The organism is Tessaracoccus rhinocerotis (genome assembly GCF_007197885.1).
Taxonomy (GTDB): Bacteria; Actinomycetota; Actinomycetes; order Propionibacteriales; family Propionibacteriaceae; genus Arachnia; species Arachnia rhinocerotis.
This window is the reverse complement of sequence record NZ_VKKG01000002.1, coordinates 339,800-364,934: the sequence shown is the minus strand read 5'-3', so window position 1 is coordinate 364,934 and position 25,135 is coordinate 339,800. Positions and strand designations below refer to the sequence as shown.

Here is a 25,135-nt window from a genome sequence, read left to right as displayed (position 1 = left end):
CTGGTGCGGGTCAGTCCAGGGAGGAAACGCGCACGGCCTCGGCCGCGGCGCGACCCAGCGGCAACGGTGCCCCGCCGCCCACACCGACCGTGATGGCCCCCGAGTAGGCCGGCCCCTCCCCCACCACCAGCTCCACGTCGAGTTCGATGCCGTTGTCCGCGAAGAACCGCAGCAGGTCCGGATCATCATCGGAGATCCGTTCGACGACGTAGCGGCCCGGGGCAACCGTCGAGAGGCGCTCCGCCCGCGGCTGCTGGACCGAGCCGTCGACGGCCGGGATCGGGTCACCATGCGGATCGCGCCGCGGGTGGCCGAGGAACGCGTCCAGGCGCTCGACCATCAGGTCGGAGACGGCGTGCTCGAGCTCCTCCGCCTCGTCGTGGACCTCGTCCCAGCCGTACCCGAGGGCCCGGACCAGGAACGTCTCTATCAGCCGGTGCCGGCGCACCATGTCCAGCGCCAGGCGGCGGCCCGCATCGGTGAGGTGGACCGCGCCGTAGGGCTCGTGCTCCACGAGGCCGCGCTCCACGAGCTTCGAGATCGCGCCGGAGACCGACGAGGGCCGCAGCCCCGACTTCTCGGCGATCGTGGACGGCAGGACCGGGTCGTCGGACCACTCCTGCAAGCCCCAGATCACCTTCAGGTGGTTCTGCGCGCTGGCCGAGAGCTCGGAGACCGACATGCTCGGAGCCTACCGGGCCGCCGCGGCGCCGCCGACCGGCACCGTTCGCCGTGATTGAGTGGCCACGAACACCGCGGCGAACACGATCCCCTGGAACACCGCCATCCCGGCGCTGGTGGGGGCGTCGAGGAAGTACGCCAACCAGAAGCCCGCGAACGAACCCCCGACGGCGATCACCAGCGTGACGGCGATCATCCGCGACAGGCGCTTGGTCAGCAGGAACGCCGAGGCTGCGGGAACCACCATCAGCGCGATCACGAGAATCGCCCCCGCCACGTTGAACGCGGCGGTCACCGTCACCGCCACCAGCAGCATCAGGGCGGTGTTGAGCAGGCCCGTCGGGATCCCCAGGCTGCGGGCGAACGCGGGATCGAAGGTCGCCAGCTTGAGGCGGGGATAGAACAGCCAGACGAACGCGCCGTTCAGCACGGCGACGCCGGCCATGACGTAGAGCGCGGCGGGTCCGACGTCGAGGCCGCCGACTGTCAGCTGCCGGAATCCCGCGAGGTTGAGGTCACCCACCAGCACGGTGTGGGTGTCCAGGTGGACGTCGGAGAACTCGAGCGAGACCAGGATCACGCCGACGCTGAACAGGGCGGGGAACACCAGGCCCTGTGGCGCGTCACCGGCGATCAGGCCGGTCCGGGTCAGGTACTCGCTGCCCAGCACCACCAGGAGCCCGGACAGCGCCGCGCCCAGTAGGAGCCACGGCGAGTCCGGATTGCGCGTGAGGAAGTAGCCCAGCACGATTCCCGGCAGCACGGCATGGCTGATGCCGTCGACCAGCATCGAGCTGCGGCGCAGGACCATGAAGGTCCCCGGCAGCGCGCACGCGACGGCCGTGACGACTGCGAGCAGGACGACGCCCACGAGGAAGCTCATGCTGTCTCCCGCAGGGCCCTGCGGACCCGTGCGCGCTGCACGAGCCGGTGGCCCACGCTGCGGCCGGGGGCCAGCAGCAGCGAGACCACGAAGACCGTGAACAGCACCAGCACCACCACCGGTCCCGGGGGGACGGCGCCGAGGTTCACCGAGACGTAGGTGCCCAGACCGCCGCCCATCGCCCCGATCAGCGCGGACAGGGCCACCATCGTGGGCAGTCGGCGCGTCCACTGCCGCGCGGCGGCGGCCGGGGTGACGACGAGCGCCACCATCAGCACCAGCCCCACTGCCTTCACCCCGATCACGACGGCCAGCACGAGGGCGACCGACATCAGGCCGTCCACTCTTCGCCCGAAGCCGAGGAACGCCGAGTGCGCCGGGTCGAAGGTCCGCAGCGAGAACTCCTTCCAGAACACCACCATCACACCGATGGCGAGGGCGGCCACCGCGACGATGGTGGCGAGGTCGGCACGGGTGATCACCGTCGCGTTGCCGAACAGGTAGTCCTGGATTCCACCCTTGCCCGGGTAGGGACCGTCGGAGATCACCCTCATCAACAGCATTCCCGCGCCGAAGAAGACCGTCAGGACGATCGCCATGGCCGTGTCGACGCGGACCTTCGAGGCGCGGGCGATGTGGCCGGAGGCCGCCACCGCCAGACCCGAGACCAGGAGGGCCCCCAAGAGCAGCAGCGCGAGCCTCCGGCCGTCGAGACCGAGCAGGACGGCGACCAGGAACGCCCCCAGCGCCCCCGGCAGCGCCGCGTGCGAGATCACGTCGCTGACCAGCGAGCGCTTGCGCAGGTACGCGAACGCGCCGAGCGCCCCGGACGCCAGCCCGATGGCAGCGGTTCCGAGGAACACCATCCGGTAGGTGTGGTTCCCGAGGAACTCGAACAGGTTCATCCGATGACGTCCAGGAAGGGGTCGTCGGCCGTCGCGACGTCGTAGGCGCGGCGCACGTTCTCGGGAGTGAACGCGGCGTCGACCGGGCCGCTGGCGACCACGGTGCCGTTGAGGAGCGCGACGTGGTCGCAGTAGTCCCGCACGGTGGCCAGGTCGTGGTGCACGATGACCACCGTCCGGCCGGCTTGCCGCAACCCGTGCAGCACACCGACGATCGCCTGCTGGCTGCGGGCGTCGACGCCCGCGAAGGGCTCGTCCATGAGGTACAGGTCCGGCTCCGAGACCAGGGTGCGGGCCAGGAAGACCCGCTGGCGCTGGCCTCCGGAGAGCTCCCCGATCTGCCGGCGCGCGAGGTCGGCGATGCCGCACTGCTCCAGCGCCCGGCCCGTGCGTTCCCGCTCCACCCGCCCCGGGCGACGCAGCCATCCGAGGAAGCCGTAGGTGCCCATCGTGACCACGTCGCGCACGGTGGTCGGGAAGTCCCAGTCGACGGTGGTGGCCTGCGGCATGAACCCCACCCGGGCCCGGACCCGCGACAGCGGGCGCCCGAAGAACTCGACCTGCCCGGCCAGCGGGGGCACCAGGCCGAGCATCGCCTTCAGGAGCGTGGACTTGCCAGCACCGTTGGGACCGACCACCCCCAGCACCACGCCGCGCGGCACCTCGAGGTCCACGTCGCGCAGGACGGGCGTGGTCCCGTACGCGGCGCTGAGCCCGCGCACCGAGCAGGCGGGTGTTTCGGTCATCGTTCCTCCTCCGGAACTCCGAGGGCGGCGGCGATAGCGCGCGTGTTGTGCTCGAAGACCTCCAGCCAGCTGTCCACCTCCGGGCCGACGCCCAGCGAGTCGGCGTAGAGCTCGGCGTCGGAGATCGCAACGTCCCACCCCCGCGCCGCGACCGCCTCGGTGAGGCTGGTGATCGCCTGGGGGTTGGCCTGGTTGTCGGCGAAGACGACCGGCACCTGCTCCCTGGCGACGAGGTCGGCCAACTCGCTGAGCTGGCGGGCGCTGAGCTGGGCGTCGGTGGAGATGAAGTCGGTGGCGCGCACCTCGAGGCCGTAGGTGTGCCCGTAGTAGTTGAACGCGTCGTGGCCCGTGACCAGGATGCGGTCGGTCTCGGGGACTGCTGCCATGAGCGCGCCCGCCCACCGGTCGGCCTCGGCGATCTGCACGACGAAGGCGTCCGCCCGCTCCCGATACCCGACGGCGCCCCCCGGGTCGACGGCCGCGAGCCGGGCCGCGACCTCACCCACCACCAGCGCCCAGGCCTCCGGGCTGTTCCAGACGTGCGGATCGCTCATCGGCACGCCGTCGGCACCCGTGCTCTCCAGTCCCAGGAGCAGGTGCTCCGGCAGCGTCTCCGCTACGGCGAGCTGGCGCTCGTCCTGCCCGCGCAGCACCTCCTCCATCTGGGCCTCAAGTCGCAACCCCGTCCAGAGGACCAGGTCGGCGTCGAGGATCTGTTGGATGTCCCGGGTGGAGGGCTGGTAGGTGTGTGGGTCGCCACCCGGGCCGACGAGGGTGGTGACGCTGGCTCCGGGCGCGACCTCGGCCGCGACGTCGGCGAGGTAGCCGGTGGTGGCAACGACTGTCAGCGACTCCTCGCCGGCGCCCGCGGCAGTGCCGCACCCGCCGAGGGCGACCGCACTGGCCAGCACCACCGGCAGGAACCTCGTCGCACTCGCTCGCACGGGAACCTCCATGTTGATTCCCAGATCTTAAGTTCGACCCCTCGAACATTTCAAGTTAGTCACTGCGAAACATGTGCCCTCCAGTCGGAACCGAACCACGTGAAGCTGCGGGCAAGGGGGTCGCCACCGGCCGCCGCGGCCAAGGCCTCCGGCCCTGGCATGCCCCGGGCCAGGCCATGGTGCAGGGCGGCCATGGTCTCGCACGCCAGCGCGTCGGGCACGTCGGTCAGCGGCGCGACCACCGCCCGCACACCGAGAGCCAGCAGGCTCGAGGTCAGGCCCAGGGCCTCGTCCCCGGGACGCAGCCTCGCCCTGCCGACACCACAGGCGGACAGCACCACGAGGCTCGATCGGACGTCCAGGCCCTCGAGTTCGTGCGCGAACAGCGAGCCGCCGTGGAGACGGATCGAGGAGAACAGCGGGTTGTCGGCCCGGTGCCGGCCGTGCGCGGCCACGTGGACGACGTCGTGGTGGCGCAGCGCCTCCCTGACCGCGCCCGGTTCCCCGGGGACGAGTTCCGCGAGCTCCCAGTTCGCGGCCACGCGCCCGATCTCCTGCTGTGCCAGCGCCACTTCCGGGCCGCTCGCCACGGCGACGCGCGGGCCGCCTGTCACTGCGGTCGCGCCGTCGCGCCAGAGCGCGGCCGAGCGCGCCAGGGTCAGTCCCCGCTGCCGCAGCCGGGGCAGCATGCCCCAGGGCAGGCGGGCGAGCCTGCCGCTGGGGACGACCACGACGGGACCCGGCCCGAGCTCGGGTGGCAGGAGCATCCGGTCGAGTTCGGCCAACTCCTCCTCCAGTGAGCTGCGCACTGCGGCCCCCAACGGTCCGGGCGGGGCGTGGGAGAGCGCCGCCGCGTCGGAGACCGCACGCGTCACGAGCTCGGAGAGTTCGTCCGCCGGGCCCACTCGGGCGAGCCGGGCGGGCTCGCCGGGTGGGACGTGCACCAGGTGCGCTCCGCCGTCGGCCCAGAAGTAGCTCAGCAGGTTCGGCTCGGCGTGCTGTGTCCCCCGCGGCCCGCCGGTCCCCCGCTCGAGCCGTTCCCCAGCACCCCGCCAGGACCGCTCACGCAACTGCCGCTCGAGCTCGGCCACGTCCGTCTGCAGACCGGCCACGGCCTCGGCCGGGGCGTCGCGCAACTCCTCGTGCCGCTTCCTGAGCCGGGACCACAGGGCGGCGACGTCGGGGTCCGCCGACGGCCTGACCGAAGGGACGGTGTCCAGGGCCGCCCGCCACCGTTCGGTGACCACGAGCGCCCCGGCGGCGTCGCCACGGGCCACGACCCGCTCCAGGTCCATCGCCAGGATCGGCTCCACGTGGACGGTGAGGGCCGTGCGCAGGTCGAGGCTCGCCATGCCGGACTTGGCGCGGGCGAGGTCCTCGATGGCCCCGGCGACGACGTCCGCGCGGCGCTCCTCGTCGGGGGTCAACGCCAGTTCTGCGCGGCCGGCCAGCAGCCGCGTGGTGAAGTAGGGGGACGCCGCCAGCCGCTCCAGCGCGGCGCGGGTGGCGTCGTCGGGTGCCACGGCCCCGAGCCTCGACCCCGCGATGACGCGCACGGCCTCCGCCCGGTCCGCGAGCAGCCCCATGCCGGCTGACCGGGCAGCGGTGACGAGGCGAGCCGCCTCCTCGGCGGCCCCGGAGTCGTCGGCTCCACCTGCCAGCAGTGCCTCCACGCGCACCCCGGCGGCCGCGAGGGACCTGAGTTGCTCGCCGCGCTCGTCGGCGCGTGCGACCACCTCCTCGGCCAGCTCCGAGGCGGTGGCGGTGTTGCCCCGCAGCAGCTCGCACCTGGCTCGGTCCAGCAGCGCGCTGGTGAGCTCGTCGGCCATCCCCGCACCGCGCATGTCCTCGACCGTGCGAGCCAGCAGCTCCGCCGCGTCGTCGAGCAGGCCCACCTCCATCAGCACGCGGGCCCGGTCGAGGCGCGACACTGAGCGGTCCACGGGTGCGTCCAGGTCGTCGGCCATGCGCATGGTGTGGAGCGCGGCAGGGAGATCGCCCTGGAGGTACTCCACGAACCCGAGGTTGTGCATCGCCATGAAGGCGTGGTCCGGCAGGTCGACGGCGAGGGCGGCGGCCGCGGACAGGTCCGTGGCCGCCTCGGCCAGGTGCCCCACTTCGGAGGCCATGGTGCCCTTGTTCAGCAGGAGCCTGACGCGGTCCTCGACCGGGAGGCGTGCCGACAGCTCCACCGCCGGCCGCAACTCGTCGAGCGCCTCCTCCACGAATCCCGCCCGGGCACGAAGCACACCGGCCTGGACGTGGGTGACGGCCCGCAGGTCGTCCCGCCCCGCGGCGGCCGCCTCCTCACGCACGGCCTCCACCTCCGCCAGGGCCGCGGCCAGCCCGTCGGAGTCGGAGGTGAGCCAGGACCGGGTCACACGGATGCGGATCCCCAGTTCGAACCGCTCCTCCGACGCCTCGGCCCCACCCAGGTGCTCCAGCGCCCGGGCGATGTGGGCGCGCGCGTCCTGGAGGCGGTACTGCGCGATCGCTGCCCGCGCCTCCTGGTAGGCCTCCCCGGCCTGTTCGACGGGGTCCGTCCCAGTCACCTCAGAGCTCGATCACCGGCGTCAGCACGGGCCGCGCTCCGGACGCGGGGGGGTGGATCAGGAACCGGACCTGGCCGCGGGGCACTCTCCGCCACACGAGCCGGCCGTGGGCGTCGGCCACCGCCGGGGTGGACTCGGTGCCGCGCATCAGCTCCACCTCGACGCCGCCCCCGGTGACCCAGCCGTCGATCCGGAGGTTGTCGCCCTCGTCCTCGGAGGTGGAGACCATCAGCTGCACCGCCGAACTGGTGAACGTGACGGCATCGGTCGGGGACGCTCCGGTGGTGCGCAACAACAGGGCGGACTCGTCCTGCAGGGTGGCGATCTCTGCGTCCAGGGCTGCGAGCGAGATGGCGACCACGACCTCCTCCGTGAGGTCCGCCGGCGGTGGGTCGAGGGCGTCGAAGAGGTCAAGGACCTGCTCGAGGATCTCCTCGTCGAGCTCGTCCATGGGCTGCTGGAAGGCTTCGGTCATGTCTGGCTCCAGGTCGGGTCGGAGGTGAGCGCCTTGCGCAGGGCGGCCAGGCAGCGGCCGCGGGTGGGTCCGATCGAGCCGACCGGCATCCCGAGGGTCTCGGCCAGGACCGCGTAGTCCGGCCGCCCGCCCCGGCTCACCACACGCAGGAGTGCCTGGCAACGGGGCGTCAGTTTCCTGAAGTGCCCCCACAGGACACGCTGGGTCTCGCCCAGCACCGCGGCGTCGGCCGGGTCGGGGCCGGCGTCGGCCTGTTCCGGGGGTTCCTCCCACGTCATCGAGCGGCGGCGCTCCTTGCGGACCCGCCAGGCCTCCCTCCGCACGGTGGTGCCGAGCCACGCGAGGACCACCTTGGGGTTCTCCACGGTGGCCTGCTTTTCCACGAGCCGCAGCCACGCCGTCTGGACGACGTCCTCGGCGTCGGAGCGGTCCAGGCCACAGGCGCGCGCGACGTGCCACAGCGTCGGGGTGAGCAGTTCCACGAGCCCGTCGAGGCGCCCCGGCTCGCCGTCCCGGTAGCCCTCGAAGAGGGTGGAGGCGCGCTCCGCGAGGCTGGTGGCGGCGGTCATGGCCGCTTCCATCCGAGTTCGTCGGCAAGGGCCGACCAACCGAGTTCGACGGCCTCCTCGAGCTCCACCCCGGGGCGGCCGTCGGCGGCCAGCCGGGCGGCCAGCTCACCGGCGAGCACGGGCGCCGAGAACGAGGTGCCGCTCCAGGTGGCGAAGCCGCCGGAGAAGTCGTCGGTGTCGATGGTCCCGCGCTGCTGGGCCGGAAGCTGCATCGCGGCCATGGACTGGCGGTCGCCGCCGAGCGCCACCGGCATGGTGCTGACCACGGCTGCCCCCGGGCGGTGGCAGCCGACCCAGGGCCCGGCGTTGCTGAAGTAGGCAACGGTGCCGTCCGGGTTGGTGGCCCCGACCCCGGCCATCGGCAGTGCGTCGGGGGCGTGCGGCTCCACGGCGAAGGCGGCCGGGAAGTTCGGCGCGGTCGTCGAGTCGTTGCCCACCGCACACACCACGAGGACCCCGAGGCGTCCGAGCTGCTGCAGCACCAGCATGAGCGGGCCGTCGGACAGCGCGTCCTCGGGCCGTTCGTGGTAGTACCCGAGAGAGAGCGAGAGCACGTCGAACAGGTCCTCGTGGCGGCCCTGGGCGATGGCGTCCAATTGGCGCGAGCGCAGCGAGTTGAGCGTGGCGAGGAGGCAGGACTCCGCGACCACCCCGTCGTCGGCCATGACGGGGATGCCGAGGATCCGGGCCTCCGGGCAGAGCTGTCGGACCAGGCCGGCCGCGAAGGTTCCGTGGCCGGCGTAGGGCAGCACGCTGCCGTCGAGTGGGTTGCGGGGCGGCTCCGGTGTGGCCGAGCCGGGAACGGTCCCGAAGCGGCCGAGCAGCTGCCCGTCGACGTAGACCTCCGAGGTGGCCAGGGCCGGGTCACGGAACCACGGATGGTCCTCGAGGCCCGTGTCCGGGATCACCACCACGGGTGGCCGCTTCAGTTCGCGGCGGCGGCAGGCCGGGTCGGGCAGCACCACTGACACCGGCGCACGTCCTCCCATCCCCGGCGCACCGTAGCTGCTGGCGGCGGCCCCGACGCCGGAGTAGTACGGCATCCCCGCGTAGTAGGGCATCCCCGCGTAGTACGGCATTCCGGCGTAGTACGGCATCCCCGCGTAGTAGGGCGTCGCGACCAGCATGTGGTCCAGGGCCACGCCCTGCCCCTCCCCCACGCGCTCCAGCACCGTCAGCGCATCGACGGGTCCGGCCACGCCGTGGAGGGTGATCTTGTTGGTCTCGGCGACGATTCCCTCGCCGGGGAGGTCCGTCTCGGCGGGAACACCCAGGTCTGTGGATTCCAGCCCCAGACCGAGTTCCTTCGCCACCCGCGCCACCTTGTCGACCAGACCCGCCATGGCTCCCCGCTCCGAGGTGACCAGCAGCGAGTCGGCCACGTAGGCGGTCGCGCGACCGGCCTCGGACGTGGCCACCCTGATCCCCCAGGCCGCCGCGACGTAGGGGTCGAACTGCGGGTACGGATTCAGTACGGCTTCCTGCGGTGACATTCGGGTCCCTCCACTGTTGGTTCCTGACACCTCCCAAGAGGGCCCCGCGCAAGCTGTGATACATCCCCGGACCCCTCTGCGGCAGCCTAGTGGCCAACCCCGCCGCACGGAGCCGGTTACGCCGAACCCTTGCGGAGCCGATGGCAGCGGCGTAGCGTTCAACACATGTTGAATTCAACGCTTGTGGAATCCGCTGTCTCGGCCCGCGCGTTGGTGGTGCACCGGGCCGGGAACGAGGTCCTCCACGGGCTCGAGATGGACCTCGCCCCGGGCTCGGTCACCGGACTCCTGGGCCCGTCGGGCTGCGGGAAGACCACCCTGATGCGCGCGATGGTGGGCGTGCAGCGGATCACTTCGGGATCGCTGACCGTGCTCGGCCGGCCGGCGGCCGACGAGGCGCTGCGCCGCCGGGTGGCCTACACCAGCCAGACGCTGAGTGTGTACAGGGACCTGTCCATCCGCGACAACGTGGCCCACTTCGCACGCCTCGTGGGGGCCGGCCCCGACGACGTCGCGCGCACGCTGGACGCCGTCGAGCTCACCGCCCTGGCCGGCAGGCGGGTGGAGATCCTCTCCGGCGGTCAGGCCAGCCGCGCCTCGCTCGCCTGCGCGCTGGTCGGGTCGCCGGAGCTCCTGGTCCTCGACGAGCCGACCGTCGGCCTCGACCCCCTGACCAGGGAGTCGCTGTGGGAGCACTTCCACGCACTCGCACGGCAGGGAACGACGCTCCTGGTCTCCAGCCACGTCATGGACGAGGCCACCCGCTGCGACTCGATCCTGCTGATGCGCGAGGGCCACTTCCTGGCACACGCGCCGATCGACGAGCTGCAGGAGCGCACCGGAGCGGCCACGCCCGAGGACACCTTCCTCACCCTCATCAAGCAGGAGGTGGCGGCATGACGACCACGGCACGGCACGCAGCGAGCCGCACGCGTCCCCACCTCCCGGCAGCGCTGACGACCACGGGGCGGATCGCGGCGCAACTGCGCGCCGACCCGCGCACCATCGGCATCATCATCGTGATGCCCCTGGTCCTGGTCTCGCTGCTCTGGTACGCATTCGTCGACGTGCCGGTCCCGCCGGGCGGGCGGGCACCCTTCGACACCATCGGACCCATGATGCTCGCGATCCTGCCCATGATGCTGATGTTCATAGTGACATCTGTGACCATGCTCCGGGAACGCACCTCGGGAACCCTCGAGCGACTGCTGACCACCCCGTTGAGCCGCTGGAACCTGCTGGCCTCCTACGGCGCGGTGTTCGGGTTCCTGGGGGTTGCCCAGGCCACCCTCCTCGGGCTGCTGGTGCTGGGACCGATGGGTGTCGAGATCGCCGGGACCGCCTGGATGCTGATCCTGATCGCGCTGCTGGACGCACTCGTCGGAGTCGCTTTCGGCCTGCTGGCCAGTGCGTTCGCGAGGACCGAGTTCCAGGCCGTCCAGTTCATGCCGGTGTTCATCGGGCCCCAGCTGTTCCTGTGCGGCCTGTTCGTGCCGAAGGAGCACATGCCTGACGTGCTGGGCGTGGTGGCCGACTTCCTGCCGATGACCTGGGCGGTGGACTCGGTGGTCGACGTCGCCGCGAACGAGACAGTCTCCGGCGCCACCTGGGGGCGGCTGGGCCTCCTCGCGGGCATCGTCGTCGTCTTCCTGTTCGTGGCCTCCCGCTCGATGCCGAGGCAGTCCCGATGAGCCCCGCCAAGTCCGAGCGCACCCGGGCGCGCATCCTCGACGCCGCGGCATCGTTGTTCGCCGCCAAGTCCTTCGACGGCGTGAGCATGCGCGCGATCGCGCGCGAGGCGGGCGTCGACCCGGCGCTGATCCACCACTACTTCGGCAGCAAGGACGACTTGTTCGATGAGGTCCTCTCGCGCGGGGCGTCGCCGGACTCACTGATCGAGCGGGTCACGTCCTTCCCCCGGCATGAGTGGGGTGAGGAACTGGTGCGCGCAGCCCTCGGCCTGATGGAGTCGCCGGCGGGCCCGGCGCTGCGGGCCGTCATGCGCAGCGGCATCGCGAGCCATCCGGACCTGCTGCGCCGGTTCGTCGGCGACCGGATCCTCAGGCTGCTCGTGGGCCACCTGGACGGCCCTCCGGAGCAGCGGGCGAAGCGCGCGGTGCTGGTCGGCTCACAGTTCGTGGGGATCTTCGTCGCGAAGTACCTCGTGCGGATGGAGCCGATGGCCTCGATGCCGCGCGAGGAGGTGGTGCAACTCGTCGGCCCGACGATCCAGCGCTACCTGACGGGCGAGTTGCCGTCAGCGGCGGTTGACGACGGCGGTGCCCAGTAGCAGGTCCGTCATGACCCGCCGCTCGGCCCCCAGCACCACGTGCGGGATGACCAGGCACTTCAGCAGCGTACGGGCGACGGGGCGCCAGATGCCCAGCGGCCCGCCGTCGACGCGGATCACGCCGATGCGCGCGATCAGCTGCCCGAACGAGCCCCCGGTGAGGATCGTGAGGACCGTGGCCTCCACGAGGTAGACGCCGAGGACGGTGAAGGAGCCGCGAGCGTCCTGGTAGACGCCGGCCCAGCCGAAGATGGCGATCGCCACCACCGTGCTCGCCGCCCAGTCACCCACGAGGGCCCCGATCCGGGGCCACCACCCGGCCAGTGAACCGCGCCCCGCGGCAGGCAGGCCGAGGGTGGAACCGGGATAGAGCTTGTTGTCCGTCACGCCCGAAGCTTATCCGGGCCTGTGTAACGTGGCTGTTACCCTGCAGCAACTGTGGAGCAATCGCGGGCCCATAGGCTCTCCACAGTCACAAGCCAAAATGGAGGAAAACCACCAATGTTCAACGGCGCAGAAGAGCTCCTGGCCTACGTCAAGGAAGAGGGCATCGAGACAATCGACTGCCGCTTCTGCGACCTGCCGGGCGTCATGCAGCACTTCACCGTCCCGGCCGGATCCTTCGGCCCGGAGGTGTTCACCGACGGCCTGTCCTTCGACGGATCGTCAATCACGGGATTCCAGAAGATCCACGAGTCGGACATGGCACTGCTGCCTGATCCCACCAGCGCATTCGTCGATCCCTTCCGCAAGTCGAAGACGCTGAACGTGAACTTCTTCGTGCATGACCCGCTCACCAAGGAGCCCTACTCCCGCGACCCGCGGAACATCGCGCGCAAGGCGGAGGCCTACCTCGGCTCCACCGGCATCGCCGACACCGCCTACTTCGCCCCCGAGGCCGAGTTCTACGTCTTCGACGACATCCGCTTCGACTCCACGTCGAACAGCGCCTACTACCACATCGATTCCGAGGCCGGCGCCTGGAACTCCGGCCGCGTCGAGGACGGCGGCAACCGTGGCTACAAGGTCAAGTACAAGGGTGGTTACTTCCCGGTCGCCCCGGTGGACCACTTCGGCGACCTCCGCGACGACATCGTGCGCCACATGGAGAACTCGGGACTGATCGTCGAGCGTGCGCACCACGAGGTCGGAACCGCCGGCCAGGCGGAGATCAACTGGCGCTTCAACACGATGCTGACCGCCGCCGACGACGTGATGAAGTTCAAGTACCTCGTCAAGAACACCGCCTGGGAGGCCGGCAAGACCGCCACCTTCATGCCGAAGCCGATCTTCGGCGACAACGGCTCGGGCATGCACTGCCACCAGTCGCTGTGGGACGGCGGCGACCCGCTGTTCTACGACGAGAACGGCTACGCCGGCCTCTCCGACACCGCCCGCTGGTACATCGGCGGCCTGCTCAAGCACGCCCCGGCCCTGTTGGCGTTCACCAACCCGTCGGTGAACTCCTACCACCGCCTCGTGCCCGGCTTCGAGGCTCCTGTGAACCTGGTCTACTCCTCGCGAAACCGTTCGGCCTGCATCCGCATCCCGATCACGGGGTCCAACCCGAAGGCCAAGCGCGTCGAGTTCCGCTGCCCGGACCCGTCGTCGAACCCGTACCTGGCGTTCGCCGCCATGCTGCTGGCCGGCCTCGACGGCATCCAGAACCGGATCGAGCCCCCGGCCCCGATCGACAAGGACCTCTACGAGCTGCCGCCGGAGGAGCACGCGACCGTCGACACCGTGCCCACCACGCTCGGCGCGGTGCTGGACGCGCTCGAGGAGGACCAGGAGTTCCTGCTGGCCGGTGACGTGTTCACGCCCGACCTGATCGAGACGTGGATCGAGCTCAAGCGCGCCGAGATCCAGGCCATCCAGGTCCGTCCGCACCCGCACGAGTTCGAGCTGTACTACGCACTCTGAGCCGCTGACTGCTCGAAGGCCCCCGCCACTCGGCGGGGGCCTTCCTGCGTTCGGGGAACCTCAGGCCAGGGCGGCCCGGAGCTCGTCGGCGCTCGGGTTGCGCAGGACCTCGGGGCCCACGAGCGCCGTCGGGGTCAGTTCGTCGCCGTTGTTGTGGCTCCTCAACTCGGCGTTGGCCGCCTCGTCCTTCCAGACGTTGACCCAGGTGACGCGGCTGTCGTCGCCCAGCGCGCGCAGCAGCCGCTCGCAGTAGCTGCAGCCCGGCTTCCAGAACACCACCGCGTGGCCGGGCGCCACCAGCCGGCGCGCCCTCTCCCACGGCGTGTGCCGCCCCCCGCGGAGCAGGAACCAGGCCAGTCCACCGCCGACGACCACGGCCGCCGCCGCCCACCAAGGGCTGGCGTCACCGGTGAGCACCAGGACCACGGCGAGCACGATGGGCAGCATGGACGTGGCCACGGCGATGTTGCGTTCCCTCATGGCACAACCGTACGCTCCGGCCGTTCGACCCGACCCCTCCGCGGCAGCAGGTGCCTTTCGGCGGTGTCAGATCTTGACGCCCTCGAACTCCGGGTTGGAGTTGTAGACGTCCTCGTCGAGGATGCCCTCGCGCTTGGCGACGATCGTGGGCACCAGTGCCTGGCCGGTGACGTTGAGCGCCGTGCGGCCCATGTCGAGGATGGCGTCGACGGCGATCAGCAGGCCGACCCCCTCGAGCGGGAGCCCGACGGTGGACAGCGTCAGCGTGAGCATCACCGTCGCGCCGGTGGTGCCGGCGGTGGCGGCGGAGCCGAGCACGGACACGAACGCGATCAGCAGGTAGTGCGTGATGCCCAGCTCCACGCCGTAGAACTGTGCCACGAAGATGGCGGCGATCGCCGGGTAGATCGCGGCGCAACCGTCCATCTTGGTGGTGGAGCCGAGCGGGACCGCGAAGCTGGCGTAGGAGCGCGGCACGCCCATGTTTCGCTCGGTCACCTGCTCGGTGACGGGCAGCACGCCCATCGAGGAGCGGGTGACGAACCCGAGGGTCGTGACGGGCCAGACGTTCTTGTAGAACTGCAGCACCGACAGGCCGTGGGCGCGCAGGATGACCGGGTAGACGATCACCCAGACCAGCAGCAGTCCGACGTAGATCGCAATGGCGAAGGTGCCCAGCGACGCCAGCGAGTTCCAGCCGTAGGTGGCGATGGCGCGCCCGATGAGGGCGGCGGTGCCGATGGGGGCGAGGCGGATGACCCACCAAAGGACCTTCTGCACGACGGCGAGCGCGGACTCGGTGAACTCGATGAACCCGGCGGCCTTCTCCCCCACCTTGAGGGCGGCGACGCCGAAGGCGATCGACAGCACGATGATCTGGAGCACGTTGAAGCTCGGGTTGGCGGTGAACCCGGCCTCGGCCGATCCGCGCAGGCCCACCTCGAGGCCGAAGATGTTGCTCGGGACCAGTCCGGCGAGGAACGCCCACCAGGAGCCCACGCGGCTCGGCTCGGCGGCACCCTCCCCGGAGACGCCGGCGGTGAGCCAGGGGCCGGAGACGAGCCCCACGGCCAGGCCCACCACCACGGAGGCGAGGGCTGTGATGCCGAACCAGACCAGGGTCTGGACGGCGAGGCGCGCCGCGTTGGCGACCTCACGCAGGCGGGCGATGGAGCTGATCACCGCGGTGACCACCAGCGGCACCACCAGCAGCTTCAGCAGGTTGACGTAGGCGCCGCCGATCTCGGAGAGGGTGGCGGTGAGCCAGTTCGGCTCGCCGTCGGCGCCGGTACCGATGCCGACGGCGACGAAGCCGAGCGCCACGCCCGCGACCAGGCCGATGACGACCTGGACGCTGAACTTGCTCAGCGGGTTCTTCCTGGAGGGGGTCTTCTCGGGCGACGCCTCTTCGGCGGCGGCCTCACGGGTTGCGGACATGCCGGTCTCTTCTCTGGGTATTCGGGGATCGCACGGGGTGCGCACGGAAGTGCCCTGCTGGACGATCGGGCTGGGAGACGGTCCGGAGTCAGACTCGACAGGCCGTGGAGCGCTGACGGCACAGGTCGACCCAGGGGCGGGTCACGAGCATCAGGTCCATGGGGCCCATCCAAACACCGCCCAAGTCGTTCGTCAAAACCAGTTCGCCGTGGGCGTAGCCGTCCCTCAGAGGATGATGGTCGTCTCCGCCGGCGCGGTCTCGATGATCCCGACGTCGACGAGGAAACCGCCCATGCGCTCGAAGGCCGCCTCGTCGACCGCCACGCTGGGTTCACCGTCGCGCAACCACAGACCCGAGGTGGCCTCCAGCACTGCCGCTGCGGCCTCGCGCTGCGCCTCGTCGGCCAGGGTCGGGACGTGTTCCTGCGTGGCGGTCATCGCCAGTTCCGGGTCGGCGATGATCATGGCTTCGGCCTCGCGCATCGCCTCGGCGACCCGGGACAGGACGGCGTCTTCCAGGCGCCCGGCGACGGTGACGAGGCCGGGGCCGACGAGCGAGACCTCGTCGGCGGGCTGCACGGGCAGCTCCACGACGTCGAAGCCGGACATCCGGAACTGGACGGTCTCGTTGTTGGTGAACCCGACGATGGCGTCCACCTTGCCGGAGCTGAGGGCGGCCACCTGGGTGAACCCGATGTCGGTCAGCTCGACGTCGGCCTCGTCCAGGCCCGCGTTGTGGAGGGCGGCCAGGGCGGAGTAGTAGGTGGAGCCGAAGTGCCCGGGGATCCCGACGCGTCGGCCGCGCAGGTCAGCGACAGTGGTGACACCTGCGTCCGCAGGGACGATCACCACGCCCGGGAAGGTCTGGTACGCCGTGGCGAAGGTCCGCAGCTCGGGGGCCTGGACGGCCGCGACGACCGCCTCGTCGGAGGAGGCGAACACCACGTCCTCCTCGCCGGAGAGCAGGGCACCGAAGGCGTCCTCCTGGGCGCCGTGGTGTCGCAGCCTCACGTCCAGCCCGCTGCGCGCGAACACGTCCTGCGCCACCGCCAGGTAGAAGGGGCTGAACTGCACGTTGGGGATGTAGGTGAGCCCGACGGTGAGCCTCGTCTTTACATCCGTGGGCTGCGCGGACTCCGGCGGCGCCTGCTCCTGCGGCGCACAGGCGGCAAGCGCCGTGAGCGGGAGCCCGAGCGCGCCCGCGAGCAGGGTGCGGCGTCGAAGGTTCATGTGGTCTCTCCTTGGAGTCGGCGGACGCTGATGTGCTCCGCGGCCTGGATGATGCCCTGCAGGACCAGCGCCACGGCGGCGATCCAGACGAGGACGGCGAAGACGCCGACGGTGTCGGTGGCCTCGCGGGAGATGGTGAGCAGGGTGCCGAGTCCGGCGCCCCCGATGACGAACTCGCCTACGATGGCGCCGGTCATGGACAGCACGAAGCCGGCCCTGATCCCGGCCAGGATCGCGGGCGCGGCGACTGGCAGTTCCACGTGCCACAACCGGGCGCGGAAGCCCGCCCCGTCGAGCCACGCGTTCTCGACCATGCGCATGTCCAGGCTGCGGAACCCGACGACGGTGGTGGTCACCATCGGGAAGAACGCAACCAGGGCGCACAGCACGGCGATTGGGACCATGCCGTAGCCGATCCACAGCGCGAGCAGCGGCGCGATGGCCACCAGGGGAATGGCCTGCGAGAAGGCCACGAACGGCTCGATGACCGCTCCCAGCAGGCGGGAGTGGGCGATCAGGATGCCCAGCACCAGCGACGCGACGACGGCAATGGCCGAGCCGATCAGCGCGGCGACGACGGTGGGCCAGAGGTAGCGCCAGATGGTGCCGTTGCCGGTCCACACGACGAGCCGGTCCCACACGGCGAAGGCGTCGGGCAGGAACGCGTCCGGGACGAGGTCGCCGCGGGTGGCGGCCAGCCAGACCCCGAGCAGGGCGACGGCGGCCACGGTGGCGGGCAGCCACCGCTCCGGGCCGTGGGCCGGACGGGTCCGCGCCGGGTAGGCGGACCAGACGCCGAGGCGCGCGAACTCACGCGCCCTGCTGCGCTCCTTCGTGGACAACTGAACCCCGGTACCTTCCTGTCAGGTTCCGGGGTTCGCTCAGCGGCGGTCGACCCGTCAGGGCGCGACCGCAACCACGCGTTCCTCCCATCCAGACTCTGACTGTCGGCCTCGGAGTTCCACCGAGTCAACCTCCGGTCGCCTTGCGGCAGTGGGAGGGTCGCGGGCTGTAACCGCCGGTTCGGACTTTCACCGACCCCGGAACACGCTGTGTGTGGCTGGATCCTATCACCCCAATGTAGTTGATTTTACAACTACACTGGGTCCCATGACTCTGAACATCGACATCTGGTCCGACATCGCCTGCCCGTGGTGCTTCATCGGCAAGCGGCGGTTCGAGAAGGCCCTGGACGGCTTCGGGGCCAAGGACCAGGTCTCGGTCACCTGGCACTCCTACCAGCTGGATCCCACGCTCCCGGAGCGCTCGGAGCTCTCCGAGCACGAGTACCTTGAGCAGGCAAAGGGGATGCCCGCCAACCAGGTGGCAGCCATGCTCGCGCACGTCACCGAGGTGGCCCGCGGTGAAGGGCTCTCCTACGACTTCGACTCCCTCGTGCCCGCCAACTCGATGAAGGCCCACCAGCTGCTGCACGCGGTCAAGCAGGCCGGGCTCGACGTCGACGCCGTCAAGGAGGCGCTGCTGTCGGCCCACTTCGAGAAGGGCGAGGCGATCAGTGACGAGGAGGTCCTGGTGCGGATCGGCACCGACAACGGCCTCACCGAGGACGCGGCCCGCGCGGCCCTGGTCAGCGACGAGCTGAACGCCGCCGTCCGCGCCGACATCGACCAGGCCAGCGCCATCGGCGTCAGCGGCGTCCCGTTCTTCGTCTTCGAGGGCAAGTACGGCGTCTCCGGCGCGCAGGACTCGTCCGTGTTCACCCAGGTCCTGGAGCAGGTGTGGGAGGAGATCAAGCCGGCCACGCCGTCGTTCATCACCATTCCCGGCACCGAGAACGCGCCCGCCTGCGGTCCCGAGGGCTGCTGAGGGGCTCAGCTTTCCCAGAAGATCCTGTCCACCACCTGGGAGGCGCGCCTGAGGAGCCGCCGGGTCTCCTCCAGCAGGTGGGAGGTCAGCCCCGAGTGGTCCCCCATCAGCTCGGCGATGGCGGCCAGCTCCCGGTAGTCGGCCGGCAGTGAGTCGCTGGCCCGGCCGCGCACCAGCATGATCGCGTTGCGCAGGCGGCTGGCGTGCTGCCACGCCTCCCGCAGCGCGGTCGCCTGCTGCTGCGTCAGGAGCTTCTCCTGCTCCAGGGCCACGAGCGCCTCCATCGTCGAGGTGGTGCGCAACGACTCCAGCTCCGCGCCGTGCTGCAACTGCAGCAGTTGGACCGTCCACTCGACGTCGGAGAGGCCGCCCTTGCCCAGCTTCAGGTGCCGCTCCCGTGGCACCCCGCGCGGGATCCGTTCGGACTCCATCCGCGACTTCAGCTTGCGGATCTCGACCAGTTGCTTGTGGCCCAGCCCGCCGTCGGGGTAGCGGAGGTGGTCGATCCCGGCCACCACCCGCGCCGCCAGGTCCCTGTCCCCCGCCCCGGCGCGAGCACGCACCAGCGCCTGGGCCTCCCACGTGGCGGACCACTTCTCGTAGTACGTGAGGTAGGAGGAGACGGTGCGCACCTGCGGTCCGTCCTTGCCCTCGGGACGCAGGTCCGAGTCCATCACGAGCGCCGGGTCCGGCCCCGGCTTGCCCAGGATGTCCGAGGCCACGCGCACCACCTGCGTGGCGGCGGCCAACGCCTCTGGGCCGGTGTCGTCGTCGACCACGAACATCACGTCGACGTCGGAGGAGTAGCTCATCTCGCGTCCGCCCCAGCGACCCAGCGCGATCACCCCCACCGGCGGTGCGTCCGTCCCGCGGCCCGCGATCACCAGCGCCGCGTCGATCGAGGCGGCAGCCAGGTTGGACAGGCCGAGGCAGACAGTGTCCAGGTCGCCCTCGCCCAGCACGTCGCTGAGCGCGATCCGGCACAGCTCGGAGCGTCGCATCGCCCGCACGGAGGCGATCGCCTTGCCAGGGTCCTCGTGGCGACCGGCTGCCCTGGTCATCGAGGCCGAGAGCTCGGCCGCGGTGCGCGGACGCAGTTCCTCCCGGCTGGCCAGCATCTGGACCATCTCGGGAGCGCGCCGCAGGAGGTCCACCACGTAGCGGCTCGACGACGCGATCCGCGCCAGCCGCTTGGCCATGAATCCCTCGTCGCGCAGGGCTCGCAGGTACCAGCTGGTGCTGCCGAGCGTCTCCGAGAGCTGCCGGAAGGCCAGCAGCCCGAAGTCCGGGTTGGGACCCTCCGCGAACCACTGCAGCATCGCGGGCAGCAGCTGGCGCTGGATCTCGGCGCTGCGCGAGGAACCCTTGGTGAGCGCCTTGATGTGGCCCAGGGCCGAGCGCGGGTCGAGGAACCCGAGGGCTCGCATCCGGGTCTGGGCCGCGTTGTCGGAGAGCTTCAGGGTGTCGGTGGGCAGCGAACTGACGGCGTCGAGCAGCGGCGAGTAGAAGATGCGCTGCTGCAGCCGCAGCACACTGCGCAGGGACTTCTTGAACGTGGCAACCACCTCATCGGGGGTGCTGGCCAGGCCACGGGCGACGTGCAGCAGCGCCATCGGGTCCTCGGGCAGGAGGTGGGTGCGCCGCAGGTTCAGCAGCTGCACGCGGTGCTCGAGCACGCGCTGGAAGCGGTAGGCGTTCTCGAGCTCCACGCCGTCGGAGCGGCCGATGTAGCCGGTCATCACCAGGGCACGCAGGGCCTCGAAGGTCCCCCGCCCCCTGATCCGGTCGTCGGCCCGGCCGTGGACGAGCTGCAGCAACTGGACGGAGAACTCGGTGTCGCGCAGCCCGCCGGCACCGAGCTTGATCTCGGTGTCCGCGTGCTTGTCCGGGATCAAGGAGATCACGCGCTGCCGCATCGCGCGCACCTCGGACAGGAAGCCCTCGCGCTGGCCGGCCTGCCACACCTTGGGCCCCACCATGTCGCAGAACTCCTGCCCCAGGGCCAGGTCACCGGCGGCGGGGCGCGCCTTGATGAGTGCCTGGAACTCCCAGTTCTTGGCCCAATCCGAGTAGTACTTGCGGCAGGAGTCGAGCGTGCGGACCAACGGACCGGCCTTGCCCTCGGGCCGCAGGGCCGCGTCCACCGGCCAGATCGTGCCCTCCCGGCTGTGGGCGGAGCAGACCCGCGCCAGGGCGCCGGCCAGCCGTCCCCCGATCGCCATGGCCTCGTCGACACCCACCCCCTCGACGGGCTCGGCGACGTGGATGACGTCCACGTCCGAGATGTAGTTCAACTCGCCCGCGCCGCACTTGCCCATGGCGAGCACTGCGAGCCGGACCTTCTCCCAGCCGGGCACCTCGGAGCGCGCGTGGGCCAGCGCCATCTCGAGGACGGCATCCGCGACCGCGCTGAGCTCGGCGCCCACCTTGTGGATGATCGCGAACGGGTCGGGGGCCGACAGGTCGCGGGCGGCGATCTCGCACAGCGCCGCGTGGTTGGCCCTGCGCAGGACGTCCGCGTTGCCCTCGACCACGCCGTCGACGGGCGCGCACCGCCCCTCGAAGAACTCCCGCCACTCCTGGTGGGTGCGGTGCTCACCCGCGCTCCGGAGGAGTTCCGCCTCGCCGGGGTGCCTGACGAGGAAGCGTGCCAGAGCGCTGGAGGCTCCGCTCACCAGGACCACGCGGCGCAGCCAGTCGGGTTCGGCGACGATGCGGTCCACGAGCGCGGCGTCCGCCTCCCACATCCTGGCGAGCGCCTCGAGCGCCTGGTCCCGGTACGCCGCCGGCTCGAAGACGTCGAGCCCGACGGGCGGTGGGCCCCCGACGGCCTCGTGCCACCGGCGCCACACGGTGGCGGCCCCGGACGCCGAGTCGAAGCCCCGGCGTGCGAAGTCACCGACTGTCGTGGTCACCCTGCTCATCCGGCCAGACTATCCAGCATGGGCGCCTCGCAGGGGGTGTTGCCAGGTCGCGGAACCGGCTCGACTAGCCTGAGGGTGTGTTCAAGCCGACCGCACCCGTCGTCAGCGCCGCGCGGGACCTCATCGCCTGCCTGTTCGCCGTCGACTGCCCGCGCGCCGCCGGCCACCAACTCAGCCTCGACGCCGAGCTGAACCGCAAGCGCCCGGACCTGACGCAGACCCTCCTGGACCTGGCCTCGTCCGCGCAGGAGCATCACCTGGAGCTCGGCGACGCGTTGACGGCCGCTACGGCCAGGGCCGCGTGCAGCCGCCTCGGCAAGTTGCACCCGGGCGCGACGATCGAGGTACGGGTGCCGCCGTACGCGGCGGTGCAGATCGGCTTCGAGACGGGCTCCCGCCACACGCGCGGGACCCCACCGAACGTGGTGGAGATCTCGCCGGAGGTGTTCCTCGGGCTGGCCACGGGCTGGATCGACTGGGAGACGGCCCGGCCACAGCTCACGGCCTCTGGGGCGCACGCGGCCGACGCCGCCAGGGCGTTCCCCCTCTGAAGCACCCGCCGCGTCCCTCAGAGGACGCGGATGTGGCGCTCCAGTTCCCAGGGCGTCACCTGGGCCCGGTAGACCTCGAACTCCTCGCGCTTGTTGCGCATGAAGTACTCGAAGACGTGTTCGCCCAGCGTCTCGGCAGCGAGCTCGCTGTTCTCCATGATCCGCAGCGCCTCGTCGAGGTTGCGCGGCAGGGACTGGATCCCCAGCGACCTGCGCTCGCGGTCGGACAGGCGCCACACCTCGTCCTCGGTCTCCTCCTGGAGCTCGTACTCGCCCTCGATCCCGGCCAGGCCCGCGTTCAGCATCAACGCGTAGGCGAGGTAGGGGTTGACGGCCGAGTCCGGGGCGCGGTACTCGATCCGCGCGGAGGACGACTTGCCCGGCGAGAACTGCGGCACGCGGATCAGCGCCGAGCGGTTCGCGCGTCCCCAGCAGGCGTAGGTGGGGGCCTCGCTGCCGCCGCTGAGCCGCTTGTAGGAGTTGACCCACTGGTTGGTGACGGCGGTGATCTCCGGGGCGTGCTTCAGCAGGCCGGCGATGAAGTGACGCGCGGTCTTGGACAGCCGGTACTCGTCGGCGCCGTCGTAGAAGGCGTTGGTGTCCCCCTCGAACAGCGACATGTGGGTGTGCATCCCGGACCCGGCGAAGTCGGAGAAGGGCTTGGGCATGAAGGTGGCGTGGATACCTTGGTTCACGGCGACCTCGCGGATCACCACCCGGAAGGTCATGATGTTGTCCGCCATGGTGAGGGCGTCGGCGTAGCGCAGGTCGATCTCGTGCTGCCCGGGGGCGGCCTCGTGGTGGCTGAACTCCACCGAGATGCCCATCTGCTCGAGCATGGTGATGGCGTCGCGGCGGAAGTCGGTGCCGTCGCCGAGCGTGGTGTGGTCGAAGTAGCCGCCCTCGTCGAGGGGGACCGGCGGGTTGAGCTCGCGCAGCAGGAAGAACTCCACCTCGGGGTGGATGTAGAACGTGAACCCGGCCTCCGCGGCCCTGTTGAGCGCGCGCTTGAGGACGTACCTGGGGTCCGCGAAGCTCGGGGAGCCGTCGGGCAGGCTGATGTCGCAGAACATGCGGGCGGTGCCGCGCTCCATCTGGCGCCACGGCAGCACCTGGAACGTGGACGGGTCCGGATGGGCCACCATGTCCGACTCGAAGACCCGTGCGAAGCCCTCAACCGCCGAACCGTCGAACCCGACGCCTTCGGAGATGGCGCCCTCGACCTCCGCAGGCGCGATCGCCACCGACTTCAGTGAGCCGAGGACGTCGGTGAACCAGAGCCTCACGAATCGGATGTCACGCTCCTCCATCGAGCGCAGGACGTACTCCGTTTGCCTATCCATGCGTCAATTGTGCCTTGTGAATGTGACGAGCGTGTTTCGGTTCGCCGTTCGTGGGCGCCCCGATTCGGTGGAGGGGAGCCCGCCGAAACGCTGCATCCGCCGATCGGTCGACGACCTGACCTGCGGCATTGGCAATAATGGGCACATGAGTCAGCCCGGTTGGTACCCAGATCCCAGCGGCTCTGGCCAACCCCGCTACTGGGACGGCAGGTCCTGGGCGCCCGTCGTCGGCTCCGCAACCGGCACGGGCCGGAGCAACAAGCCCCTCTACGCCGTGCTCGTCGCGCTGGTCGCCGTGGGGGTGGTGGTCGCCCTCCTGATCTTCCGCCCCTGGAGCAGCAACCCGTTCGCAGCCCAGGAGGACACGAACTCCGCCAAGCCCACCGGCAGCCAGTGGAACGAGATGGAGCCCACCGAGACCCCGACCTCACCGCAGCCCACCGACGGCCAGGGCCGCCCCGTCGCCTGCCCCTACGTGGACGGCTACGACCTGGGCCCACAGGGCGACTGGTACGTCTCGGGTGGGATGGGGTTCATGGGGGTACCCGGCTGGGACGACGGCGGCGGCTGGACCATCGACTTCGCCTCCGAGCGCTCCGGCCAGGTGGAGGAGGTGGCTCAGGGATGGGTCGCGATCACGGCCATCGGGCAGGTGTCGAAGGAGGACTTCAGCGCTGACCCACGCACCGCCGCCCACCAACTGTCGGACTGCATGTCGACCTCGTACTACTACCGCACCCTCGACCACCGCGAACCGCTGGCCGACGAGGCGTTCACCACTTCCGACGGCGTCAGCGGCTGGATCATCCGCCAGAACTTCTGGAACGTCCCGGACCAGCCCGTCACGGGAGACGAGATCGTGGTGGTGGTGCTCGACGCCGGGGACGAGGACAGCCTCACCCTCTTCCACACCCAGGCGCCGATCGAGGACCAGCACCGCAAGGACCAGGTGGCCGCGGCCCTCGAATCACTCAGCAGGAGGTGAGCAGCCGATGTCAGCACCCGGCTGGTACCCGGATCCCGCCAACAGCGGAGGTTTTCGCTACTGGGACGGCAACTCGTGGACCAACCAGACCTCGGGCGGCAGCGCCGGGAGCCAGGTTCCCGACGGAGGCCCGGGCGGGCGCAGGTCCTGGATCTGGTTCGTGGTGGCGCTGGTGGTGGCCGGCGCGGTGCTCGTGGCGCTGCTGTGGCGCCCGGCCGCGCTGTTCCCGCAGACCCCGGAGGACACCAACTCCGCCCGGCCCTCGGGCAGCCAGTGGAACGAGCTGGAGCCGACGGAGACGCCCACGAACCCCGACGACCTCGGCCCCGGTGACCTGGTGGAGTGCCCGGACAACAGCGACGACGACCGCTCCGAGATCGCACCCGACGGACGCATGCACGGCGGCGGGCTGTCCTTCGAGGCCCGTGACGACTGGCGCGCCGACCCCGTCTACATGCCCTGGATCTACGACCACAACTCGCAGACCCGCATCATCGTCGATGGCTGGCAGTCGAACCTCAGCGTCGGGACGGTGAGGAAGGAGGAGGGCTTCACCTCGCCGCGGCAGGCTGCGGAGTCGATCATGGCCTGTATGTCGTCCTCCTCCCTGTTCAACGACTTCTCCGGGCGGGAGGACCTCCTCAACGAGCAGTTCGAACTCCAGGGCAAGCGCGGCTGGCGGATCACCGCCAACGTGCGCGTCGCGAACTTCGGGCAGGGTATCGAGGGCGACGTCGTGGACATCATCGTGCTCGACCTCGGTGATGCGGAGACGTTCTCGATCTTCATCTCCTGCGCCACGATCGACCACGAGGAGAACCTGCAGGAGGTGGCCGAGGCCACCGACACCCTGCGGGTGGACTGATCGCCGATCCCCCGCACACTGCCCCGATCGCT

The 25,135-nt window shown here is 70.7% G+C and carries 24 protein-coding genes and 1 riboswitch; of the genes, 8 read left to right on the top strand and 16 right to left on the bottom strand.

The features are described 5' to 3' along the window. Positions 1 to 10: 10 nt before the first annotated feature. The 9 genes from FOJ82_RS06825 to FOJ82_RS06785 are packed head-to-tail and all read right to left on the bottom strand — an operon-like array spanning position 11 to position 9,248. Positions 11 to 682, bottom strand: coding sequence for a metal-dependent transcriptional regulator (locus FOJ82_RS06825; protein ID WP_143937711.1), 672 nt, complete (start codon positions 680 to 682; stop codon positions 11 to 13). A 9-nt stretch (positions 683 to 691) separates the two neighbouring features. Then, positions 692 to 1,564 carry a metal ABC transporter permease gene (locus FOJ82_RS06820; protein WP_143937710.1) on the bottom strand — a complete coding sequence of 291 codons (873 nt, stop codon included), beginning with the start codon at positions 1,562 to 1,564 and terminating at the stop codon, positions 692 to 694. Further along, positions 1,561 to 2,469, bottom strand: a complete 909-nt coding sequence (locus FOJ82_RS06815) for a metal ABC transporter permease (RefSeq protein WP_143937709.1) — start codon at positions 2,467 to 2,469, stop codon at positions 1,561 to 1,563. The genes FOJ82_RS06820 and FOJ82_RS06815 overlap by 4 nt, the downstream gene beginning before the upstream one ends. After that, positions 2,466 to 3,215, bottom strand: coding sequence for a metal ABC transporter ATP-binding protein (locus FOJ82_RS06810; RefSeq protein ID WP_143937708.1), 750 nt, complete (start codon positions 3,213 to 3,215; stop codon positions 2,466 to 2,468). Before FOJ82_RS06810 ends, FOJ82_RS06815 begins: the two co-directional genes overlap by 4 nt. Next, on the bottom strand, positions 3,212 to 4,159 hold the full coding sequence (locus FOJ82_RS06805; protein ID WP_221933055.1) for a metal ABC transporter substrate-binding protein: 948 nt from the start codon (positions 4,157 to 4,159) through the stop codon (positions 3,212 to 3,214). The genes FOJ82_RS06810 and FOJ82_RS06805 overlap by 4 nt, the downstream gene beginning before the upstream one ends. A gap of 59 nt (positions 4,160 to 4,218) precedes the next feature. After that, the gene (locus tag FOJ82_RS06800) at positions 4,219 to 6,711 is read right to left on the bottom strand and encodes a CHAT domain-containing protein (RefSeq protein WP_143937706.1); all 2,493 of its coding nucleotides are present in this window, start codon (positions 6,709 to 6,711) and stop codon (positions 4,219 to 4,221) included. 1 nt (position 6,712) lies between these two features. Then, positions 6,713 to 7,186 carry a hypothetical protein gene (locus FOJ82_RS06795; RefSeq protein WP_143937705.1) on the bottom strand — a complete coding sequence of 158 codons (474 nt, stop codon included), beginning with the start codon at positions 7,184 to 7,186 and terminating at the stop codon, positions 6,713 to 6,715. Next, on the bottom strand, positions 7,183 to 7,755 hold the full coding sequence (locus FOJ82_RS06790) for an RNA polymerase sigma factor (protein WP_143937704.1): 573 nt from the start codon (positions 7,753 to 7,755) through the stop codon (positions 7,183 to 7,185). Before FOJ82_RS06790 ends, FOJ82_RS06795 begins: the two co-directional genes overlap by 4 nt. Further along, positions 7,752 to 9,248 carry a S8 family peptidase gene (locus FOJ82_RS06785; protein WP_143937703.1) on the bottom strand — a complete coding sequence of 499 codons (1,497 nt, stop codon included), beginning with the start codon at positions 9,246 to 9,248 and terminating at the stop codon, positions 7,752 to 7,754. The genes FOJ82_RS06790 and FOJ82_RS06785 overlap by 4 nt, the downstream gene beginning before the upstream one ends. 165 nt (positions 9,249 to 9,413) lie before the next feature. On the opposite strand from FOJ82_RS06785, the gene FOJ82_RS06780 reads away from it, so the two are divergent. The 3 genes from FOJ82_RS06780 to FOJ82_RS06770 are packed head-to-tail and all read left to right on the top strand — an operon-like array spanning position 9,414 to position 11,538. Next, a complete protein-coding gene (locus FOJ82_RS06780; protein WP_143937702.1) occupies positions 9,414 to 10,148 on the top strand; it encodes an ABC transporter ATP-binding protein in 735 nt (244 codons plus the stop codon). Continuing rightward, positions 10,145 to 10,939 carry an ABC transporter permease gene (locus FOJ82_RS06775; protein WP_143937701.1) on the top strand — a complete coding sequence of 265 codons (795 nt, stop codon included), beginning with the start codon at positions 10,145 to 10,147 and terminating at the stop codon, positions 10,937 to 10,939. The genes FOJ82_RS06780 and FOJ82_RS06775 overlap by 4 nt, the downstream gene beginning before the upstream one ends. Next, positions 10,936 to 11,538, top strand: coding sequence for a TetR/AcrR family transcriptional regulator (locus tag FOJ82_RS06770; protein ID WP_143937700.1), 603 nt, complete (start codon positions 10,936 to 10,938; stop codon positions 11,536 to 11,538). Before FOJ82_RS06775 ends, FOJ82_RS06770 begins: the two co-directional genes overlap by 4 nt. On the opposite strand, the gene FOJ82_RS06765 is transcribed toward FOJ82_RS06770, so the two are convergent. Then, complete coding sequence (locus tag FOJ82_RS06765) at positions 11,506 to 11,925, bottom strand: RDD family protein (RefSeq protein WP_143937699.1); 420 nt, start codon at positions 11,923 to 11,925, stop codon at positions 11,506 to 11,508. The genes FOJ82_RS06770 and FOJ82_RS06765 overlap by 33 nt on opposite strands. Before the next feature lie 114 nt (positions 11,926 to 12,039). On the opposite strand from FOJ82_RS06765, the gene glnA reads away from it, so the two are divergent. Further along, positions 12,040 to 13,461: a type I glutamate--ammonia ligase gene (gene glnA, locus FOJ82_RS06760; RefSeq protein WP_143937698.1), complete on the top strand. Its 1,422-nt coding sequence runs from the start codon at positions 12,040 to 12,042 to the stop codon at positions 13,459 to 13,461. A gap of 60 nt (positions 13,462 to 13,521) precedes the next feature. On the opposite strand, the gene FOJ82_RS06755 is transcribed toward glnA, so the two are convergent. From FOJ82_RS06755 to FOJ82_RS06740, 4 genes are all read right to left on the bottom strand, one after another. Continuing rightward, on the bottom strand, positions 13,522 to 13,941 hold the full coding sequence (locus tag FOJ82_RS06755; RefSeq protein ID WP_143937697.1) for a glutaredoxin family protein: 420 nt from the start codon (positions 13,939 to 13,941) through the stop codon (positions 13,522 to 13,524). Positions 13,942 to 14,007: 66 nt separating this feature from the next. Beyond that, the gene (locus FOJ82_RS06750; RefSeq protein ID WP_143937696.1) at positions 14,008 to 15,378 is read right to left on the bottom strand and encodes a dicarboxylate/amino acid:cation symporter; all 1,371 of its coding nucleotides are present in this window, start codon (positions 15,376 to 15,378) and stop codon (positions 14,008 to 14,010) included. Between the two features lie 225 nt (positions 15,379 to 15,603). Further along, positions 15,604 to 16,608 carry an ABC transporter substrate-binding protein gene (locus FOJ82_RS06745; protein WP_143937695.1) on the bottom strand — a complete coding sequence of 335 codons (1,005 nt, stop codon included), beginning with the start codon at positions 16,606 to 16,608 and terminating at the stop codon, positions 15,604 to 15,606. Continuing rightward, entirely contained in the window at positions 16,605 to 17,450 is an 846-nt protein-coding gene (locus tag FOJ82_RS06740) for an ABC transporter permease (protein WP_143937694.1), read from the bottom strand. The genes FOJ82_RS06745 and FOJ82_RS06740 overlap by 4 nt, the downstream gene beginning before the upstream one ends. Before the next feature lie 75 nt (positions 17,451 to 17,525). After that, positions 17,526 to 17,660, bottom strand: a riboswitch (FMN riboswitch). Between the two features lie 58 nt (positions 17,661 to 17,718). Between FOJ82_RS06740 and FOJ82_RS06735 the strand changes: the two genes are divergently transcribed. After that, positions 17,719 to 18,435: a DsbA family oxidoreductase gene (locus FOJ82_RS06735; RefSeq protein WP_143937693.1), complete on the top strand. Its 717-nt coding sequence runs from the start codon at positions 17,719 to 17,721 to the stop codon at positions 18,433 to 18,435. Between the two features lie 5 nt (positions 18,436 to 18,440). Here FOJ82_RS06735 and FOJ82_RS06730 read toward each other — a convergent pair whose 3' ends face one another. Continuing rightward, positions 18,441 to 21,359 carry a bifunctional [glutamine synthetase] adenylyltransferase/[glutamine synthetase]-adenylyl-L-tyrosine phosphorylase gene (locus FOJ82_RS06730; protein ID WP_143937692.1) on the bottom strand — a complete coding sequence of 973 codons (2,919 nt, stop codon included), beginning with the start codon at positions 21,357 to 21,359 and terminating at the stop codon, positions 18,441 to 18,443. 77 nt (positions 21,360 to 21,436) lie between these two features. Here FOJ82_RS06730 and FOJ82_RS06725 point away from each other — a divergent pair, with 77 nt between their 5' ends. Beyond that, positions 21,437 to 21,910, top strand: a complete 474-nt coding sequence (locus FOJ82_RS06725) for a sterol carrier family protein (RefSeq protein WP_143937691.1) — start codon at positions 21,437 to 21,439, stop codon at positions 21,908 to 21,910. A gap of 17 nt (positions 21,911 to 21,927) precedes the next feature. Here the strand turns inward: FOJ82_RS06725 and FOJ82_RS06720 are convergent, their stop codons facing one another. Continuing rightward, positions 21,928 to 23,220 carry a glutamine synthetase family protein gene (locus FOJ82_RS06720; RefSeq protein WP_221933070.1) on the bottom strand — a complete coding sequence of 431 codons (1,293 nt, stop codon included), beginning with the start codon at positions 23,218 to 23,220 and terminating at the stop codon, positions 21,928 to 21,930. A gap of 178 nt (positions 23,221 to 23,398) precedes the next feature. On the opposite strand from FOJ82_RS06720, the gene FOJ82_RS06715 reads away from it, so the two are divergent. Continuing rightward, positions 23,399 to 24,238, top strand: a complete 840-nt coding sequence (locus FOJ82_RS06715; RefSeq protein ID WP_185975661.1) for a DUF2510 domain-containing protein — start codon at positions 23,399 to 23,401, stop codon at positions 24,236 to 24,238. 7 nt (positions 24,239 to 24,245) lie between these two features. Continuing rightward, positions 24,246 to 25,103: a DUF2510 domain-containing protein gene (locus tag FOJ82_RS06710; RefSeq protein ID WP_143937688.1), complete on the top strand. Its 858-nt coding sequence runs from the start codon at positions 24,246 to 24,248 to the stop codon at positions 25,101 to 25,103. Positions 25,104 to 25,135: the final 32 nt, after the last annotated feature.

Bases quoted from the DNA above. Each gene is read 5' to 3' on its own strand.
- FOJ82_RS06825 (WP_143937711.1), bottom strand. From the start codon at position 682: ATGTCGGTCTCCGAGCTCTCGGCCAGCGCGCAGAACCACCTGAAGGTG.
- FOJ82_RS06820 (WP_143937710.1), bottom strand. From the start codon at position 1,564: ATGAGCTTCCTCGTGGGCGTCGTCCTGCTCGCAGTCGTCACGGCCGTC.
- FOJ82_RS06815 (WP_143937709.1), bottom strand. From the start codon at position 2,469: ATGAACCTGTTCGAGTTCCTCGGGAACCACACCTACCGGATGGTGTTC.
- FOJ82_RS06810 (WP_143937708.1), bottom strand. From the start codon at position 3,215: ATGACCGAAACACCCGCCTGCTCGGTGCGCGGGCTCAGCGCCGCGTAC.
- FOJ82_RS06795 (WP_143937705.1), bottom strand. From the start codon at position 7,186: ATGACCGAAGCCTTCCAGCAGCCCATGGACGAGCTCGACGAGGAGATC.
- FOJ82_RS06790 (WP_143937704.1), bottom strand. From the start codon at position 7,755: ATGACCGCCGCCACCAGCCTCGCGGAGCGCGCCTCCACCCTCTTCGAG.
- FOJ82_RS06785 (WP_143937703.1), bottom strand. From the start codon at position 9,248: ATGTCACCGCAGGAAGCCGTACTGAATCCGTACCCGCAGTTCGACCCC.
- FOJ82_RS06780 (WP_143937702.1), top strand. From the start codon at position 9,414: ATGTTGAATTCAACGCTTGTGGAATCCGCTGTCTCGGCCCGCGCGTTG.
- FOJ82_RS06775 (WP_143937701.1), top strand. From the start codon at position 10,145: ATGACGACCACGGCACGGCACGCAGCGAGCCGCACGCGTCCCCACCTC.
- FOJ82_RS06770 (WP_143937700.1), top strand. From the start codon at position 10,936: ATGAGCCCCGCCAAGTCCGAGCGCACCCGGGCGCGCATCCTCGACGCC.
- glnA (WP_143937698.1), top strand. From the start codon at position 12,040: ATGTTCAACGGCGCAGAAGAGCTCCTGGCCTACGTCAAGGAAGAGGGC.
- FOJ82_RS06755 (WP_143937697.1), bottom strand. From the start codon at position 13,941: ATGAGGGAACGCAACATCGCCGTGGCCACGTCCATGCTGCCCATCGTG.
- FOJ82_RS06750 (WP_143937696.1), bottom strand. From the start codon at position 15,378: ATGTCCGCAACCCGTGAGGCCGCCGCCGAAGAGGCGTCGCCCGAGAAG.
- FOJ82_RS06745 (WP_143937695.1), bottom strand. From the start codon at position 16,608: ATGAACCTTCGACGCCGCACCCTGCTCGCGGGCGCGCTCGGGCTCCCG.
- FOJ82_RS06735 (WP_143937693.1), top strand. From the start codon at position 17,719: ATGACTCTGAACATCGACATCTGGTCCGACATCGCCTGCCCGTGGTGC.
- FOJ82_RS06730 (WP_143937692.1), bottom strand. From the start codon at position 21,359: ATGAGCAGGGTGACCACGACAGTCGGTGACTTCGCACGCCGGGGCTTC.
- FOJ82_RS06720 (WP_221933070.1), bottom strand. From the start codon at position 23,220: ATGGAGGAGCGTGACATCCGATTCGTGAGGCTCTGGTTCACCGACGTC.
- FOJ82_RS06715 (WP_185975661.1), top strand. From the start codon at position 23,399: ATGAGTCAGCCCGGTTGGTACCCAGATCCCAGCGGCTCTGGCCAACCC.
- FOJ82_RS06710 (WP_143937688.1), top strand. From the start codon at position 24,246: ATGTCAGCACCCGGCTGGTACCCGGATCCCGCCAACAGCGGAGGTTTT.